Origin of the sequence: Pseudoalteromonas sp. (assembly GCF_018402495.1) — a bacterium.
In the GTDB taxonomy this organism is placed as follows: domain Bacteria; phylum Pseudomonadota; class Gammaproteobacteria; order Enterobacterales; family Alteromonadaceae; genus Pseudoalteromonas.
Genome location: NZ_JAGYIU010000002.1, coordinates 861456 through 879633, shown reverse-complemented (window position 1 = coordinate 879633; position 18178 = coordinate 861456). Strand labels below are relative to the sequence as shown.

13 protein-coding genes are annotated in these 18178 nt (G+C 40.2%); 12 read left to right on the top strand and 1 reads right to left on the bottom strand.

What is annotated here, in order from left to right:
• The first annotated feature begins 74 nt into the window (after positions 1 to 74).
• The 3 genes from KG708_RS09580 (at position 75) to KG708_RS09570 (ending at position 4158) form a co-directional block, all read left to right on the top strand.
• Positions 75 to 1442: an MFS transporter gene (locus KG708_RS09580; RefSeq protein WP_213609202.1), complete on the top strand. Its 1368-nt coding sequence runs from the start codon at positions 75 to 77 to the stop codon at positions 1440 to 1442.
• A 20-nt stretch (positions 1443 to 1462) separates the two neighbouring features.
• The gene (gene ssb, locus KG708_RS09575; RefSeq protein ID WP_213609200.1) at positions 1463 to 2155 is read left to right on the top strand and encodes a single-stranded DNA-binding protein; all 693 of its coding nucleotides are present in this window, start codon (positions 1463 to 1465) and stop codon (positions 2153 to 2155) included.
• Positions 2156 to 2523: 368 nt separating this feature from the next.
• A complete protein-coding gene (locus tag KG708_RS09570) occupies positions 2524 to 4158 on the top strand; it encodes an EAL domain-containing protein (RefSeq protein ID WP_213609198.1) in 1635 nt (544 codons plus the stop codon).
• Between the two features lie 17 nt (positions 4159 to 4175).
• On the opposite strand, the gene KG708_RS09565 is transcribed toward KG708_RS09570, so the two are convergent.
• Complete coding sequence (locus KG708_RS09565; protein ID WP_213609196.1) at positions 4176 to 5084, bottom strand: pyridoxal-phosphate dependent enzyme; 909 nt, start codon at positions 5082 to 5084, stop codon at positions 4176 to 4178.
• Between the two features lie 333 nt (positions 5085 to 5417).
• Here KG708_RS09565 and KG708_RS09560 point away from each other — a divergent pair, with 333 nt between their 5' ends.
• The 9 genes from KG708_RS09560 (at position 5418) to tldD (ending at position 18120) form a co-directional block, all read left to right on the top strand.
• The gene (locus KG708_RS09560) at positions 5418 to 7466 is read left to right on the top strand and encodes an SUMF1/EgtB/PvdO family nonheme iron enzyme (RefSeq protein WP_213609194.1); all 2049 of its coding nucleotides are present in this window, start codon (positions 5418 to 5420) and stop codon (positions 7464 to 7466) included.
• Between the two features lie 133 nt (positions 7467 to 7599).
• On the top strand, positions 7600 to 8643 hold the full coding sequence (locus KG708_RS09555; protein WP_213609192.1) for a rod shape-determining protein: 1044 nt from the start codon (positions 7600 to 7602) through the stop codon (positions 8641 to 8643).
• On the top strand, positions 8643 to 9476 hold the full coding sequence (gene mreC / locus KG708_RS09550; RefSeq protein WP_213609190.1) for a rod shape-determining protein MreC: 834 nt from the start codon (positions 8643 to 8645) through the stop codon (positions 9474 to 9476). The genes KG708_RS09555 and mreC overlap by 1 nt, the downstream gene beginning before the upstream one ends.
• A 1-nt stretch (position 9477) precedes the next feature.
• Positions 9478 to 9957: a rod shape-determining protein MreD gene (mreD, locus tag KG708_RS09545; protein WP_213609188.1), complete on the top strand. Its 480-nt coding sequence runs from the start codon at positions 9478 to 9480 to the stop codon at positions 9955 to 9957.
• Positions 9957 to 10526 carry a Maf family protein gene (locus KG708_RS09540; protein ID WP_213609186.1) on the top strand — a complete coding sequence of 190 codons (570 nt, stop codon included), beginning with the start codon at positions 9957 to 9959 and terminating at the stop codon, positions 10524 to 10526. The genes mreD and KG708_RS09540 overlap by 1 nt, the downstream gene beginning before the upstream one ends.
• Before the next feature lies 1 nt (position 10527).
• Positions 10528 to 12000 (top strand): ribonuclease G, encoded by a 1473-nt coding sequence (gene rng, locus KG708_RS09535; RefSeq protein ID WP_213609184.1) that lies wholly within the window; start codon positions 10528 to 10530, stop codon positions 11998 to 12000.
• Entirely contained in the window at positions 12000 to 15848 is a 3849-nt protein-coding gene (locus KG708_RS09530; protein WP_213609182.1) for a YhdP family protein, read from the top strand. Before rng ends, KG708_RS09530 begins: the two co-directional genes overlap by 1 nt.
• Entirely contained in the window at positions 15845 to 16684 is an 840-nt protein-coding gene (locus tag KG708_RS09525) for a carbon-nitrogen hydrolase family protein (protein ID WP_213609180.1), read from the top strand. Before KG708_RS09530 ends, KG708_RS09525 begins: the two co-directional genes overlap by 4 nt.
• Positions 16681 to 18120: a metalloprotease TldD gene (tldD, locus tag KG708_RS09520; protein ID WP_028834503.1), complete on the top strand. Its 1440-nt coding sequence runs from the start codon at positions 16681 to 16683 to the stop codon at positions 18118 to 18120. Before KG708_RS09525 ends, tldD begins: the two co-directional genes overlap by 4 nt.
• Positions 18121 to 18178 lie beyond the last annotated feature (58 nt).

The window sequence follows — 18178 nt, the reverse complement described above, 5'->3', positions numbered from 1 at the left end:
TAGACGATTAATTATTGCCAAGCTTGTGATAGAATCCTTGCCTAATTTTTTAACACAGTAAGATCACGCAAATAATGACCGCATCTTCACTTAATTCACGAGAAAAACGCGCCGCCGTATCGTTAGCGAGTGTGTTTGCATTTAGAATGCTCGGCTTGTTTATGCTGATGCCAGTTTTAGCTATTTATGGCCAATCGCTGGAAGGGTTTTCACCTATATGGGTGGGTTTTGCAATTGGTGCATATGGTTTAACACAGGCCGTATTACAAATCCCAATGGGGCGACTGTCTGATAAAATTGGACGCAAAAAAGTGATTGTAGGTGGCTTGCTTGTATTTGCACTAGGCTCGGTTATTGCTGCTTTGGCAGAGTCTATTCAAATGGTGACGGTAGGGCGTGCATTACAAGGCATGGGAGCTATCGCCAGCGCATTATTAGCGTTTGCATCAGATTTAAGCCGTGATGAACAGCGCCCCAAAGTTATGGCGGTGATTGGCATGAGCATCGGCATGAGCTTTGCGTTTGCGATGTTATTAGGGCCGATAGTGGCAGCTTCGTGGGGCATTGCAGGCGTATTTTGGTTAACGGCTATTTTGGCTGTGTGTGGTATTTTTATAGTCACTATGCTCGTTCCCAGTGCAATAAATAAAGCCCCTAAAGGCGATACGCTTGCCAGTTTTAGTGACATCAAAAAATTGATTAAACACCCACAGCTGGCACGTTTAAATGCAGGCGTATTATTGCTGCATCTAACATTAACGACTATTTTTGTAGTATTACCAAGCCAATTAATTAAAGATGGCTTAGTGGCCGAAAACCATTGGCAGCTTTATATTCCGGTTTTATTTTTGGCGTTTTTTTTAATGGTGCCAGTAATGATAGTGGCGATTAAAAAAGAGAAAGAAAAACAAGCCTTTATTGGTTCTGTTATGGTTTTAATAGTCAGCATGTTAAGTATGTCTATGTGGGCAAACAGCGTTGTTGGTATTGCGGTTTGTATGCTGTTATATTTTGTTGCGTTTAACTTTTTAGAAGCCACTATGCCGGCTCTTGTGTCGCGTATTGCTCCAGCAAGCCAAAAAGGCTCAGCCATGGGGGGGTATTCATCGAGCCAGTTTTTAGGCGCTTTTTTAGGCGGCATGCTTGGCGGGTATGTAGCACAAACAACTAGTACGCAAGCTGTGTTTGCGGCGGCGGCACTTGTTGGGGTAATATGGCTTATTATTGCGTGGAAAATGCAAGTCCCACCGAAAAGCAAAGTTATTAGTTTAATGACCCAATTAGATTCTGAAGAGCAGGCACAAACACTGGCTTCTCAGTTAGTTGCTTTACCCGGCGTAATAGAAGCAACCGTAGTTCGCGATGAAAGTCGTAGCTACTTAAAGATTAATGATAAAGAATTTGACCTAGACCAAGCCCGAAGAGTGGCTGGTTTAATCTAACGTTTATAGGAGATGGTTCCATGGCACGCGGTGTGAACAAAGTAATTTTGGTTGGTAATTTAGGGCAAGATCCTGAGGTTCGTTACATGCCTAATGGTAATGGTGTAGCAAATATTACCTTAGCAACTTCAGATAGCTATAAAGATAAAAACACTGGCCAAATGGTTGATAAAACTGAGTGGCACCGTGTGGTATTTTTTGGCAAGTTAGCTGAAATTGTGGGTGAATACTGTCGTAAGGGATCACAAATTTACGTAGAAGGTAAACTTCAAACCCGTAAATGGACTGATCAACAAGGCCAAGAAAAATATACCACAGAAATCGTTGTTGATGGCTTTACGGGTCAAATGCAAATGCTAGGTGCACGCGGTGGCGACCAACAAAGTGGTGGTTATCAAGGTAACCAAGGTGGTCAACAAAGCAGTGGCTATCAAGGCGGGCAACAAAGCGGTGGTTATGGTCAAAATAACCAAGGCCAAAATAGTCAGCAAGGCAGTTATGCTCCACAGCAACAATCTGCACCTGCTCAGCAGCCAGCGCCGCAGCAAAACAATCAATACCAGTCACAGCAGCAAGGTGGTTTTGCACCACAGCAAAATAGTGCACCACAACAGCAAGGCGGGTTTGCACCTAAGCCACAAAATGCACCGCAAGGTGGCGCATCAAACCCAATGGAACCAACAATCGACTTTGATGACGATATCCCGTTTTAGACAAAGACAAAGTTAGAAATGTTGAAAATTTTCTAGAAAGCCGCTATTAAGCGGCTTTTTTTATTAAAAAAATGACCGTATTCCATTTTTACAGTTTTTAAATCTGAATAAACACCTCCTAAAGTAAACATATGAATGTGTAAAAAGCACTGTGATACTGGTCTTTTTATTTTTTAAGCCAAGCCCTCCTTTGTTCAAACTAATATATAAATAATGACTACTGTTTAGTTAACTAATTGAAGGCTAAATATAATGTTTATAAACATTAAGTACTAACTTTTAAACCTCCGCTAAACTTTTATTGTTGGCTTGTACAATTGCAAATAGTAGACAACACTTTAATAACTTATTTGATGTGCCGGTGGGTTATGAAAGCCAGTAAATTTCACTTTACCAATTATTCAAATGCTTTGTTTTATGCTCTGTGTATCGCCTTGCTAGTGATTATTAATAGCGGTTTAAGTTTGGTTTTACAGCATCAAAACGAGCAAGTTGGTTTAAAGCTAGCAAAGCAATTGCAACAGCCATTGGCCAATGAAAATCAACTTATTGCAAATACGCCTTTTACGCTCGCCCCTAATAAAAACTCTATTTATATAGAAAAACAAAAACATTATTTTAGCGCTAACTCAAAAGGAATTTTGCTCTACTCATGGCCAGTTTGGTATAGCTATAGCTATTTGTTTTTAATAATAAACGCGGTTCTTTTGCTCGCTATGCTTTGTATTCGACGTTTTAAAAAGCCTAAAACAATAAAAAACAGCACAATAACCTCTAAACGTCAGCAGCACTTTAATAATAAGAAAGTGCGTTATGCACCCAAAGTGAGTTCTTTACAGCTCGCTCCAATAGCGACAACTAATGTGCAGGAAGCAATTAAATATAATGTATTTGCACTTATTCAGTGTGAATGCCATTTTGATGCAAACACTGACTTACAAGCGACTCTTAAAGTCTTATTGGCAAAAGACTTTATTAATACGACTGAAATATCCGTTAAGTTATTAACTGCAGGCAATTTCGCTTTTACTCTCAAAGGGATTGATGTAATTGATAAACTCAATTGCGCTAAATATTTACATCAATGCATTGTAAGTGCCGCTTATGTATTGGCGCCAAGAACTGCACAGAGGCATGTAAAAGTAGGTTTATGTACTTATTATTCCGAGGCTGATCAGGTTATGGTGTATCAGTTGGCAAAGTCGGCACTTACTCTTTCGCAGCAAAATCGAGTTAAGCATTATCACCAATTAGCGTTAAATTATGGTCATGTTCAAAAGCTAGATAGATATTCAATTCCACAACGAATTGAAAAGCAAAAGTTAGCTATTTTATTTCAACCTGTATATGAGCTATACAGCGGCGCTATTATTAAGCATCATGTGCTAATTAAAAGTAATAACAAGGCCAATAGTCAAGGAAGTCTCTGTGAGTTTTATAACCAAGATGAGGCGCTAATGCACGATAAAGCGGTAGTTATGCAAGTAAAAAAACTATTACTTATAGATAATTCATCGTCGGTTATTAGTATTAAATTACATCCTAGAAACTGGTTTAATAGTGAGTTTTGGAGCTGGTTAAGTTCCCACGTTGGAGGCTTAAAAAAGCAACAAACACTGCAGTTTTCGATTAATGAATTAGATTTTTTAAACAATCAGTTACGTTTGCAAGAGGCGTTTTCAGTCATAGCAGCACTGAATTTTAGTATTATTATTGATGATGTTAGAAATAGTAAAAGTATTTTTAAGTTTACCCCCAATAAACAGATATCTGGGGTTAACTTAGCCGCTGAACTTGTTCACGCAATAGAGGGGAATAATTTACAACAAAAATACGTTAAAGATATTATGCACAGAAGTAAATTGTTGAGTTTATCAGTGTTTTCGCTTGATGTAGAGACGCCTCAAGAATTACAGTTTTTAAAAGAGATAGGGATTAGTGGGGCGCAAGGGGGCTATTTTTCTAAGTTATTGCCCAATTACACCCAGGTTGCATTTCACTAGTAGAAGAGATTAAAAAGTTATATCAATCCACGGTATTTTAAACCTTCTAAACCCTGTAGCCCACCTGTATGGATTGCAATGATTCTGCTATTGGCAGTAAAGTAATCATCATGAATGAGTTGCCATAGTGCATACATCATTTTGCCACTATAAATAGGCTCTAAGGGTAAATGGTGTTGCTGCTGCATATGTTGGCAAAATCGCCATAGTTCAGTAGAAAAACGGCCATATCCACCATCGTGAAATTGAGTAAGCAGTTGCCAGTTTTTTTGTGATTTTGCTTTAGGGCTAAGAATTTGTATCTCGTCTCGCAGATACTCTGCTTGCTTTAAAACAGCAATGCCGAGTAAGTTAGTTTTATTTGAGCTGCCCTCGATTAATCCAGCTAAAGTACCGCCGCTGCCAGTAGGGCAGATTAAGTAGTCGTGCTCAGGTAAGCTCTGAGCGAGCTCTTTACATCCCTCAATAGCAAACTCGTTAGTGCCTCCTTCAGGTAGAATATACGCGTTTGGGAAGCGCGTCTGCAATTCTGCTAAATATGCTTTATCATGTCGTTGTTTGTACTCTAAACGATTGACCGCATGTAACTGCATACCACATTGCTGTGCAAATTTTAGCGTTGGATTATTTAGATCTAGCTCTGGGCCGCGCACTATTGCGTGGGTTGTTAAATTAAACTCTTTTCCCGCTGCTGCACACGCATGAATATGGTTTGAGAAAGCTCCGCCAAAAGTAAGTAGCTCTGTTTTTCCCTGCTGCTGCATATGGACTAAATTATACTTGAGTTTTCGCCATTTATTTCCACTGATAAGTGGGTGTAATAAATCATCACGCTTGATGTTTAAGACTAATTTTTTGTCTGTTAGCAGTTGACTGGTAATTGTTTGTAAATAAGTATTTTCATTAATACTGAATGGTGTTGGCATTATCACTCTTTATTGTTGGTTTTTTATTTACGAAGGGCGTAATAAAGTTATTTTGGCTCATGCTTTACTGCTAAGGCAAATTTAATAATATAAATAGTCGACTAAATTGATATTTTAATAGTGTAAAATGTAGATAAATCTCGTTGTTGTTAAATAAATTAGCTATTTAGTACAAATGAAATGGTTATTTACTGGCATGAAACGGGCGAATAGTTGTAAACTGAGATAATAAATCAACAAAGCTTGTGTTTTGTGCTGCAAGTACATAGCATAAGGTTTTATTATAAAAATAATAATAACCAAATAATTGCCGCTTTTTTGGGACTGGAATATATGCGAATTGCTCCTTTATCTCTGTTAATTTCTGCTAGCTTTTTTGTAAGCTCAGTATTTGCACAAGATACAACGACTGTAAATAGAATTGAATCTGAGATTAATACAAAACAAACTGAACATGTTCGTTCAACGACAATGCTTGAAAAATACTTAAAGGAAGAGAGTCAACTTCAAACTCAGTTAGAGCTTCTTAATAAACGCTCAACAGAGCTTGAGAAAGAAAAAAACCAAGCATTAAATGCAATGAATGAAATGTATCGGCGTTTAGTTGATAACCCTTCTCTGAATATAAGCCCTGCACAATCTCGATATCAAAAAGCGGTTGTAGAGCATAAACAAAATAAAGATGATATCTCTATGCAATTGGCGGCAATTGCATCTCATCGTAAAGATATTGAGCAAATTCGTGCAGCAAAACATACGCTTCAAAACACGATTGAAAACTTAAATGAACAATTGACTACAGCTCGGGTAGAGCGTTTACGCAATGAATTTACCCGAGAGGGTACGCTAGAGCTCGAACATATAGTTAATTGTAAACGGACTGAAACACTTGCTACCTGTGAACAGCGCGGTCAGCAAATGGGATTACAAAAAGCCACTAAGCGCTTTATTGATCAAATTTTTGCCAATTTAACGGAAGAAAGTCTCGTAGAGCCAAAGCGTAAAATGGCTGGAGCACAAGTGCAAATACTAAGTAGCCATGTAGTTAATAGTGCGTTTAGTGGGCAAGGTAATTACAACGTAAAGCTAAGCGTTACAATGCGTGGTGATGTAAATAGTAGCCGTTTATGTAACTTACTGGGGGTTAGCAATAGTTTTTGTGTAGAGTACGGTACGCCTTTAGCGAATACTTACCAGTCACCTTACGGTACTACTTTCTCAGATAGTCAGTTAACATTCAGTAGTGAGATGGATAATAGCACTATTTCTGAAGCAAATATTAGCCAGCTATCTGAAGTGAAGAGCAGAAACTATAATCCATCAAAGACTGATAAGAACGCCAGTTTGGTTAATTCTAAAGAATACAAACCACAGGTACAGTTAACGTTACGCTCTAACGTATATGATGATGAAGTGTATATTAATGGGGTGAGCTATGGTTCAACTCGATTAGTAACAAACTTACCAGCTGGTTTTCACGATATAGAAGTTCGCAAGTCAGGGTTTGAACCTTACAAGGAGCGATTAAATCTAACTAAAGCAAGAACACTGCGCGTGACATTGAAAAAAAAACTTCAGCTGACTGATGCATCGGCAAATATGCCAGAGAAAAGTAAAGACGACATCAGTGGCGACAAGATTATATCTAAAAAAGTAACAACTGATATAGCCTCAAATTTAATAGTTATTCCTGCTGGCAAGTTCAAAATGGGTGATTTGAATGGGAGTGGACTAGCCAATGAGCGCCCTATTACAGAGCATACTATTAAAGACTCCTTTATGATACAGAGCAAAGAAGTTACCGTAGGCGAGTATGAAAACTTTGTAAATAACACGGGCTATAAAACTGAAGCTGAAAAAGATAAAGGGTGTGCTTATTACCTCAATGGTGAGCCGGTCTGGGAAGTAAGTTTGAACTGGCGTAATCCAGGCTTTGAGCAGAGCAATAATTTCCCGGCTGTATGTTTGACTCATTCAGATGCTAAGGCTTATGCACATTGGCTTTCTGATAAAACAGGCCAAACATATCGCCTACCTAATGAAGTGGAGTGGGAATATGCGGCACGTGCAAATACTGAAACAGATTATCCATGGGGCGATGAAGTAGGTAGAAATCTAGCAAACTGTGGCTGGTGTGGTAGTGAGTGGTCAAATAAACGCACCGCACCTGTAGGATCGTTTTCTGCAAATGCATTTGGCTTATACGATACCGTAGGCAATGTATGGGAATGGACTAGCAGTATAGGGAATAACAAAGATGCGATTGTTCGCGGCGGCGCTTGGAATTTTGCACCGAGTCTTGCTCGCGTATCAACGCGTTTGATTTTAACACCAGATTTTAGATCTAATTATATTGGCTTTCGCTTAGTAAGAGAGCAATAGCATTCGATTAGGAAGCAGTACTTCCTCTTTAAATGATTATAAAGACGGCTGCGCTTTCCATTGCTCATTGTGTTGAGAATGTAAAAATAGGCGCAACCACAATAAGAACGAATTACAAAGGTCATCCAGCCCCATGTTTAAAAAACTCCGTGGTATTTTTTCAAACGATCTATCGATCGACTTAGGTACAGCTAATACCTTAATTTATGTAAAAGAAGAAGGCATTGTTCTTAATGAGCCTTCAGTTGTTGCTATTCGTCAAGAGCGTGCTGGTGGACCTAAAAGTGTTGCATCTGTAGGAGCTGAAGCTAAACAGATGCTTGGGCGCACGCCAGGTAATATTAAAGCGATTCGTCCAATGAAAGACGGTGTGATTGCTGATTTTTATGTGACCGAGAAAATGTTGCAGCACTTTATCAAGCAAGTGCACAACAATAACTTCATGCGACCAAGCCCACGCGTGCTTATTTGTGTGCCGTGTGGCGCTACGCAAGTTGAAAAACGTGCAATTCGAGAATCAGCAATGGGGGCAGGTGCTCGCGAAGTTTATTTAATCGAAGAGCCCATGGCTGCGGCTATTGGTGCTGGCTTACCGGTATCTGAAGCAACGGGCTCTATGGTTGTCGATATTGGTGGCGGTACAACAGAAGTCGCCATTATTTCACTCAACGGTATTGTATATTCTTCTTCGGTACGTATTGGTGGTGATAAATTTGATGAAGCAATTATTAATTATGTCCGTCGTAACTTTGGCAGCTTGATTGGTGAAGCGACAGCTGAAAATATAAAACACCAAATCGGCTCGGCATTTAAAACAGATGAGCCTGTAGAAATTGAAGTGCGTGGTCGTAATCTTGCAGAAGGTGTTCCGCGTTCGTTTACACTTAACTCGCATGAAATTTTAGAAGCACTACAAGAGCCGCTAATGGGGATTGTAAGTGCTGTTATGGTTGCGCTTGAACAGTCACCTCCTGAACTAGCATCTGATATTTCAGCGCATGGTATGGTGTTAACTGGCGGGGGCGCCTTGCTAAAAGATTTAGATCGTCTACTAATGGAAGAAACGGGGATTCCAGTGGTTGTTGCTGATGATCCATTAACCTGTGTTGCACGTGGCGGCGGTAAGGCCCTTGAGATGATAGATGTGCACGGTGGTGATGTTTTTAGTTACGATTAATGAAATTAATGTTTGAAAAAACGGTTTCTTTGCAACTGCGACTTTTTGTCGCAGTGCTTTTGAGTATCGTATTGATCTTTGGAGACAAGTACACGCAAGGTGGTGAGAATATTCGCACTAGTTTGAACACGTTGGTCAGTCCATTAATTTACGTAGCTAACTTACCTTACGAAATATTTAGTTTAAGCGCTAAAAGCTTGCATACTCGCGAGCAATTACTTTCCGAAAATGAAGCACTCAAAAAAAAGCAGGCATTGCAAAGCGAGCAAATACAGCAATATGAATTTTTAGTAAAAGAAAATAAAAAGCTACGCGCATTACTTGGCTCTTCTGCAAAGCACCCGAATCGTAAAATTATTGCTCAAGTACTCTCTGTTCATTCAAATCCTTATAGCCATCAAGTAGTGATTAATCGAGGCGCTAACGATGGTTTAAGTGAAAATCAAGCGGTAATTGATGATATGGGGGTGGTTGGTCAACTTACAAAAGTCGGTTCTACAACTTCACGGGTTTTGTTAATTACAGATAATACTCATGCCACACCTGTTCGTATATTGCGTAATGATGTACGCACAGTGGTTGAAGGTATTGGCAAAATTGATGTGTTGAAGTTATCACATGTGCCGCATAGTTTAGATGTACGTATTGGTGATGTACTGGTTACCTCAGGGCTGGGGGGGACTTTTCCTGAAGGTTACCCGGTGGCGGTGATCACTGAGATTACACGGGATGAAGGTCAACCTTTTTCGCAAGTATTTGCTGAGCCGATTGCTCAATTAGATCGTATTCGGTTGCTAGTTGTATTGTGGCTAAATCAGCTGGAGTTGATATGAGATGATTAACCGTCAGATGCTCCTAATCGCTGTAAGCATTTTCTTTGCACTTGTAATGGCGTTAATGCCACTACCCTTTTCACTTGAACCATTTCGTCCAGACTGGGTGCTGTTGGTACTTATGTACTGGTCTTTGGCTTTACCGCATCGATTAAATATAGGGACTGCTTGGGTTGTTGGGTTACTAATTGACTTAGCAACAGGCTCTTCATTGGGTGTTAATTCATTAACTTATTCAGTGTGTATTTTTGTGACTGCGAGTAACTTTCAAAAAATTCGCAATTTTTCTCTATGGCAACAAAGCCTACTTATAGGCTTGTTCTTAACGCTTTACCATTTAATGCAGTTTTGGTTGAATCACTTTTTACTTGGGGTTTATTTTAGCCCACATTACTTATGGCCTGTATTAACAGGTATGTTGAGTTGGATATGGGTATTTTTATTACTTAGAAAATACCGTAGACACTTTAGGATCAGATAATGACTTGCGCAGTATATTTAGCCTCCGCCTCTCCTCGTCGTAAAGAGCTTTTAACTCAATTGGGTATTGAGTTTTCACAATTTAGTGTTGATGCCGATGAAAGCCAGCTTGCACATGAATCTCCGTATGATTATGTAGAGCGCTTGGCGCGTTTGAAGGCGCAAATGGGTGTAGAGCAAGGTTATACTGATCGCCCTGTTTTAGGCAGTGATACCGTTGTGGTGATAGATAATCAATCCTTATGCAAACCACGAGATGAAGACGACTTTACGCAAATCTTAAAGCGCTTATCAGGCAATACGCATCAAGTATTAACTGCTATCGCTTTTGCTTCACCAGATAAAGTGCTCAGTTGTGTGGTCAGTACTGATGTCACCTTTAAAACACTCAATGATCAAGAAATACAAGCCTATTGGTTAACAGGCGAGCCACAAGATAAAGCTGGCGGTTATGGTATCCAAGGGTTGGGTGGGCGTTTTGTTACACATATTTCAGGTAGCTATTTTGCCGTTGTAGGCTTACCTTTACATGAGACCGAACAACTATTACATACATTCTTAAGAGGGTAGCATGAGTACAGAACTACTGATCAATGTCACGCCAAGTGAAAGTCGCGTTGCCCTAATCGAAAACGGTGTATTACAAGAAATTCAGCTAGAGCGGATTGGTAACTTAGGCATAGTGGGCAATATTTATTTAGGCAAAATAAGTCGAGTGTTACCCGGTATGCAAGCTGCTTTTGTTGATATAGGCCTAGAAAAAGCCGCCTTTTTACATGCTTCAGATATAGTCAATAGTGCTTCTATTGTGGAAGGGGTTGACGACGAGCCGATTAAAAAAGTTCAAGATATTCGTGAACTCGTGCGTCAAGGCCAGTACATTATGGTGCAAGTGGTTAAAGATCCTTTAGGTAGCAAGGGGGCACGTTTAACCACTGATATCACGATACCGTCACGGTATTTGGTGTTTATGCCAGATGCGACCCATGTCGGCGTTAGTCAGCGTATCGAAACGGAAGATGAGCGTGTAAGGCTTAAAAAAATTGTGGCCGAATACGGCGATGAAAACGGTAGCTTCATTGTTAGAACAGCCGCCGAAGGTGCAAGTGAAGCGGAGCTGAGACACGATGCTGCGTTTTTAAAAAAACTGTGGGATAAAATAGTTTCCAGACGCAGAAAAACCAGCAAAGCCAGTATCTTGCATGAAGATCTAACACTTGCTTTTAGAACGTTACGTGATTATGTAGGTGAAGATATGGAGCGCATTCGTGTTGACTCTAAGCTTACCTACCAAGAGCTTAAGCTGTTTACTGAAGAGTTTGTGCCTTTATTATCACAAGTGCTTGAGTATTACCCAGGTGAACGCCCTATTTTTGATTTATTTGATGTAGAAAGTGAAATTCAAAAAGCACTGCATCGTAAAGTGACTTTAAAATCGGGTGGTTATTTGATCATAGATCAAACTGAAGCAATGACCACTGTTGATGTAAATACCGGTGCTTTTGTTGGCCACCGTAATCTTGAAGAAACTATTTTTAATACTAATGTAGAAGCAACGTCTGCTATTGCGCGCCAATTAAGGCTGCGTAATTTAGGCGGTATCATTATTATTGATTTTATTGATATGGTAAGCAATGAGCATAAACGTCGCGTAATGCACTCGTTAGAATCTGCACTATCTAAAGATCGTGCCAAATCTAATATCAATGGTTTGTCGGCATTAGGCTTAGTTGAAATGACTCGCAAACGCACTCGCGAAAGTCTAGAGCATGTACTGTGTGATGTATGTCCTGCCTGTTCAGGACGAGGCTCACAAAAAACAGTCGAGACAGTTTGTTATGAAATTCTTCGTGAAATAGTACGTGTCAATCGCGCTTACGATGCAGATAAGTTTGTAGTGTATGCTTCGCCTGCAGTTTGTGAGGCGCTATTAAATGATGAGTATCACAATTTAGCTGAGTTAGAACTATTTATTGGAAAGCAGGTCAATATCCAAACAGAAAGTTTATACAGCCAAGAGCAGTTTGATGTGGTAATGATGTAATGAAATTTAAAGCGGCTTGTTTTTATTGTGTACGAAAATTATGGCAAATAAGTGCAGTAATTTTAGTACTACTGGCCGTGATTGTTTCTATTTTAAAATACACCTTACCCTACGCGAACGATTATAAAGGAGATATTGAAAGCTACCTTGATGATAAGTTTGATATTAGTTTATCCATAGGCGCTATATCAGCAAGTTGGCAAGGCAGTGGTCCCGCTTTAGTACTCGAAGAATTATCATTTAAAGACAACCAAACAGCCCCTATCTCTTTAACCATAGCTAAAACCAGTTTAGAGCTAAACCTTTGGGAAAGTTTAAAGTCGCTGCAGCTTAAATCAAATTACTTTGTGATCAATGGTTTTCATACCAAGGTTAATGTCGCCAATTTATTTGCAGGTGATCAAGATGAAGTTTCATTTGAGCAAAAAGAATTAATAGAAGGACTGTTTTTAGGCGAAACCGGTCACTTTGCAATAGAAAACTCCAGCATCAGCTTTGTACTAGAAGATAACAAAGAACGTAAATTGTTATTAGAAAACATTGTATGGCAAAACCAGGATAAACAGCATCTTGGCAGTGGTAGCCTGGCATTACCGGGTATTTCAGTGGGGAATTTTGATGCCCGTATTGCACTCAAAGGTGAAACCTTAGAGCAAATGATAGGTGATTTGTATGTGCAAGCTAATCAAGTGGATGTGTCAAATTGGCTAGCCCAGTATATTAATACTCAAAAGCAGCAACTGCACAGCGATTTAAATTTACAAGCATGGCTTAGGCTAGAACAAGGCTTAGTAAGTGACGTAAAAGTACAGTGGTTACCGAGTGCGGTAAATTGGCAACTCAATGAACAAACACAAAAGGTCAGCCTAAGTGAAGGGGGATTTCATTTATACCCTGAGCAAAATAGCTGGCGGTTGAAAAGTACCGGCTTAGCGTTTAGTACAAATGAAATAACGTGGCCTAGCCTCGAATTTGAAGCTTTATTAGGCAAGCAAAATAAAATATGGCTACAGCAACTCGATTTAGCCCTATTAAATGATTTAGCAGAATTAACTAATTTTACTGACTTAACCCCTTTCTTAGCTCGCCAACCCAGTGGTGAAATAAAAAACGCGTACCTAGAGTTTGCAGATGCAAAGCAGTGGCAGTTGTGGTTTGAAGCCGATGAAATTAGCTGGCAAGAGAAAAACGCCGTACCCGCCGCTCAATCCTTAAGGGTTGATGGATTGGTTAATCAGCAATATGGCCGGATCACTATTTTTGGCCAAAACAGCCACTTAATTACAGGTGCTAGTTTTAGTAATAATATTGACTATAACCAGCTAAACATTGAATTAGATTTAGCTAAGCGCTCAGGTGATTGGCATATTAGCAGTGATAACCTGTGGTTTGATAACAATGAAGTGACCTTAAGCGCACAGATGCAATTAAGCTTAGGAGACACGCCACGCTTAGATTTATATGCTGAAGCATTTGCGCCCGATGCCAGTATTGCCGGTCATTATTTTCCCTTAACGTTAATGAGCCCTGAGTTAGTTAGTTATTTAAATGGCGCAATAAAATCAGGCGAAGTAACAAATGCCCAGGTGTTATTTTCTGGTCCATTATCAGGCTTTCCATTTGACGATGGTTCTGGGCAGTTTGATGTTTTAGCGCAAATAGATAATGCTACCTATCAATTCGATCCGGCTTGGCCTGCTGTCACTAATGCGAGTGTAGCGTTGCATTTTTCAAATGAGCGAATGGATATTTATAGTCAGCAAGGTCAATTGGTAAACCTTGACGTTGGCAGTAGTGTACATGTGAGTATTGATGACTTAATGGACGATGCGCCATTGGTGGTTAGTATTGATAAGCAAGCTGAGCTTGAAAAAATGCATGACTTTTTTGCCGCCACGCCTTTAGCAAATCCTTTGGCTGATATTTTTAATATTGTGCAAGGGCAGGGGCTTGCAAGTGCAAATATTGAATTGCTAATAGGTTCACAATTTGAGGGCGGAGCGAGTGTAACTGGTAAGGTTAATTTACTCGACTCACCTCTTTATATTTCTGCGCCTGGTATTTCTCTTGAGCATTTAAAGGGTGAGCTAAATTTTAAAAATCAGCAAGTAAATCTAACAAACGCCACTGCTACTTGGCTTGGTATGCCATTAACTATTAACTACAATAGTGACGCAAACGCAGAGGATTATCGCGCTAATATAAATATAAATGCTCAGCTTGATGCGCAAACACTCATAAACCATGGCCAAGGCATTTTGGATGGTTACTTAAACGGGAAAAGTGACGTTGATATTGCTTTAGAGCTTAATTTTACCGAGCAAGGGTTTAACTATCGTGCCGAAGTTGAATCGCCACTTATTGGCTTAAGTAGTTCCTTGCCGAGAGTATATACAAAAAGCAGTGAGCAAATTTGGCCTCTGAGTGCGGTTATTCAAGGTGACGATATTTCTAATTTAATTACCGCAAATATTAATGAGTTATTTTATTTCAATGCCATTCTAGACAATACTCAATCGCAGTTTACCAACGCTCATTTTATCATCGGTGAAAAAGACTTAGGGCTTAACTCACAAGATTTAGCGGTGAGTATTAATTTAGCGCAGAGTGAGTTATTACCTTGGGTTGATTTAATTGATCAAATTATTAATGTGGCTAAAATGCAGCCTGAGAGTGCATCGCCGGGCGTGATGCCGCCATTGCATGAGGTCGTTGCGAATATTAACTCTTTTAATGTTAGTGGCATGCAGTTTAATGATTTTGATATGCGTTTATCGCCCCTAAATAATAATTTGCAATTAAAGCTCAATGCCAAAGAGTTAAGAGCCGAAGTATTTATACCTAGCGGGCAATTAAGTCAGCCGATTCGAATTATTAGCGATTATTTAAGGCTTAACTTTTTAGATACAGAATCAGAGCAACCGAGCGAAAAATCAACCCCTGAACAACTTGCATGGCTTACAAAATTACCGGCTATTGAATTTGAATGTGCCGATTGTAAAGTGAGTCATTATCAACTTGATAAAGTAAGCGCCTCATTGTTAGGCGATGGTAAAAAGCTGCTTATTTCTGAACTAGTGGTAGATAAAGGCGACCATATATTACGGACTAAAGGGCAATGGCAGAATGGCCTAACAGCGATGAGCGGTGAACTTAAAAGTGATGATATTGGCGCGTTATTTAATGAGTTTGATATTACCACCACTATTAAAGATTCAAAGGCAAACTTAAACTATCAGCTAAATTGGCAAGCGGCACCTTATGATTTAGACATTGCTAGTTTAAATGGCGAAATTAGCTGGGATTTAGGCGAAGGCCATTTAACTGAAATCAGTGATGGGGGCGCACGGGTATTCTCATTACTGAGCCTTGATTCATTAGTGCGTAAGTTAAAGCTTGATTTTAGAGATGTATTTTCTAAAGGTTTTTTCTATAACAGTATGAAAGGCACCATGCAGATAGATAAAGGCATTGCCTATACCCAAGATACTAAAATGGATGGAGTGCCAGCCGATCTCTCTATAAAAGGGTATGCCAATTTAAACACCCTTGAAATAGATTACGACTTAGCCGTTGCACCGCAAGTAACCTCAAGTATTCCTGTGATTGTGGCTTGGATGGTTAACCCGGTAACGGGGCTTGCTGCTTTAGCTATTGATAAAGTAATTCATTCTGCGCGAGTGATCTCAGAGATCAACTTTAAAGTGACAGGTACAATGAATGATCCACAGGTGCAAGAGTTAGATCGTAAGAGCCGAGAAGTGACTTTGCCGCAAGCTGCACAAAATCAGCCTCAAGCACCTTCAAAGTTAAAGCTCAAAGATGCCGAGGTGAGCGCCACACAATGAATACAGAATGCGTCAATACAGCGCCTATGATTATTGCATTGCAAATGTGCTCGGGCTTAAACCCAGATGATAATATTGCAAAATTAAAACAGGCAGTACAAAACTTACCGACAGCTCGCCCGCTGCTAGTGTGTCTACCAGAAGCGTTTTTAGTGTTTAGTAAACACGCAGGTGATACGCTTTTAGTGTCACAGCGTATTGAACAGTACAAACAGCAACTCAGTGAATTGTGCCGTAAGCACAATATTTGGTTAAATGCTGGCACGTTACCAGAGCCGTATAGCCAGCATAAGTATTACGCTACCTCACACTTGTTTAATAACCAAGGCGATATTGTTGCAAGCTATAACAAAATACATTTATTTGATGTTGAGGTAGATGACCAGACCGGCAGCTATCGAGAATCCGATTTTACTCAAGCGGGCGATGAGGTTGTTCTTGTTGATTCGCCCTTTGGTAAAATTGGTTTAACAGTGTGTTATGATTTGCGTTTTGCTGGTTTATTTAATGCCTTAGTTCGCAAAGGCGCTGAAATTATATTAGTACCCAGTGCGTTTACTGTGCCAACAGGTAAAGCGCATTGGCAGCCGCTACTTGCAGCGCGAGCTATAGAAACGCAATGTTACGTTATTGCTGCAGCGCAATATGGAACGCATGAAAACGGTAGGCAAACTTATGGTCACAGCCTCATGTTATCGCCTTGGGGTGAAACATTAAGTGAAAAATCAACAGGGCTTGGTTTTATTAGTTGCACCGTAGATTTAAACCAGTTACACAAAATTAGACGAGATATGCCGCTGCAATCTCACCAACGATTTAGAGAGCCATTATTATGAATTCGGTTGAACAGCATTTATTACACGACAGCCAGCTAAATCGAGAAGAACTCGAAAAAACATTAGCTTATATTCACCAGCACAAAGTTGATTATGCCGATCTTTATTTTCAATCGAGTCATCATGAGTCTTGGGTATTAGAAGATGGCCTTGTTAAAGAAGGCTCTTATAACGTTGAGCGTGGCGTGGGGGTGCGGGCTGTAAGCGGTGAAAAAACCGGTTTTTCATATTCAGACGCAATCAATCTTGAAGCGTTAAACAAAGCAGCCACGGCAGCACGAAGTATTGCCGATGCCGGTGAAGATAAAGCGGTTAAAGTATTTAGTGACGTGGCTGCAAAGCAGCAGTTTGCACCGCATCAACCTATTTCTAGCATGAGCGATACCGATAAAGTTAATTTGTTACGTGAGCTTGAAAATTATATTCGCGAATTAGCCCCTGATGCTGAGCAAGTTATTAGCTCAATGTCTGCGGTATACGAAGAAGTATTAATTGCAGCCAGCGATGGCACCTTTGCTACCGATATACGCCCACTGATCCGTTTAAACTGCTCTGTATTACTAGAGAAGAATGGTCGCCGTGAACGTGGCGGTGCTGGTGGCGGTGCGCGCCTAGATTATGGTTACTTTAAAGAGCTGGTAGATGGTAAGCCGCGTTGGATGGGTTTTGCAGAAGAAGCCGTTCGTCAAGCTAAAGTAAACTTAGAAGCTATCGATGCCCCGGCAGGTACTATGGAAGTGGTATTAGGTAATGGCTGGCCAGGCGTGTTGTTACACGAAGCGGTAGGTCATGGCCTTGAGGGTGACTTTAACCGTAAAGGCGCATCTGCTTTTAGCGGTAAAGTAGGGCAAAAAGTTGCTTCAGAGCTATGTACTGTGGTTGATGATGGTACTATGGCCGATCGCCGTGGTTCACTTAATGTAGATGACGAGGGCACGCCTGCCGCTTATAACGTACTTATCGAAAACGGTATTTTAAAAGGCTATATGCAAGATAAAATGAACGCGCGTTTGATGGGGGTAAACCCAACAGGTAACGCACGTCGTGAGTCATACGCGCATTTACCTATGCCACGTATGACCAATACTTATATGTTAGGCGGCGAGCACAGCCAAGCTGATATTATCAGCACGGTTAAAAAAGGCGTGTTTGCACCAAACTTTGGTGGTGGCCAAGTGGATATCACCTCAGGTAAGTTTGTATTTAGTGCCTCAGAAGCGTATTTAATTGAAAATGGTAAAATCACCCAGCCAATTAAAGGGGCAACATTAATTGGTAATGGCCCTGAGGTTATGCAACAAATTTCTATGGTAGGTAACGACTTAGCGCTGGATAAAGGCGTAGGGGTATGTGGTAAAGACGGCCAAAGTGTCCCTGTGGGTGTTGGCCAACCAAGCTTGAAAATTGATCAGCTAACGGTAGGCGGTACCGCTTAGATTTAGTGAGTAATTGTGATTAAAAAAAACCGCGTTTTACGCGTAATGCCGATCAGTT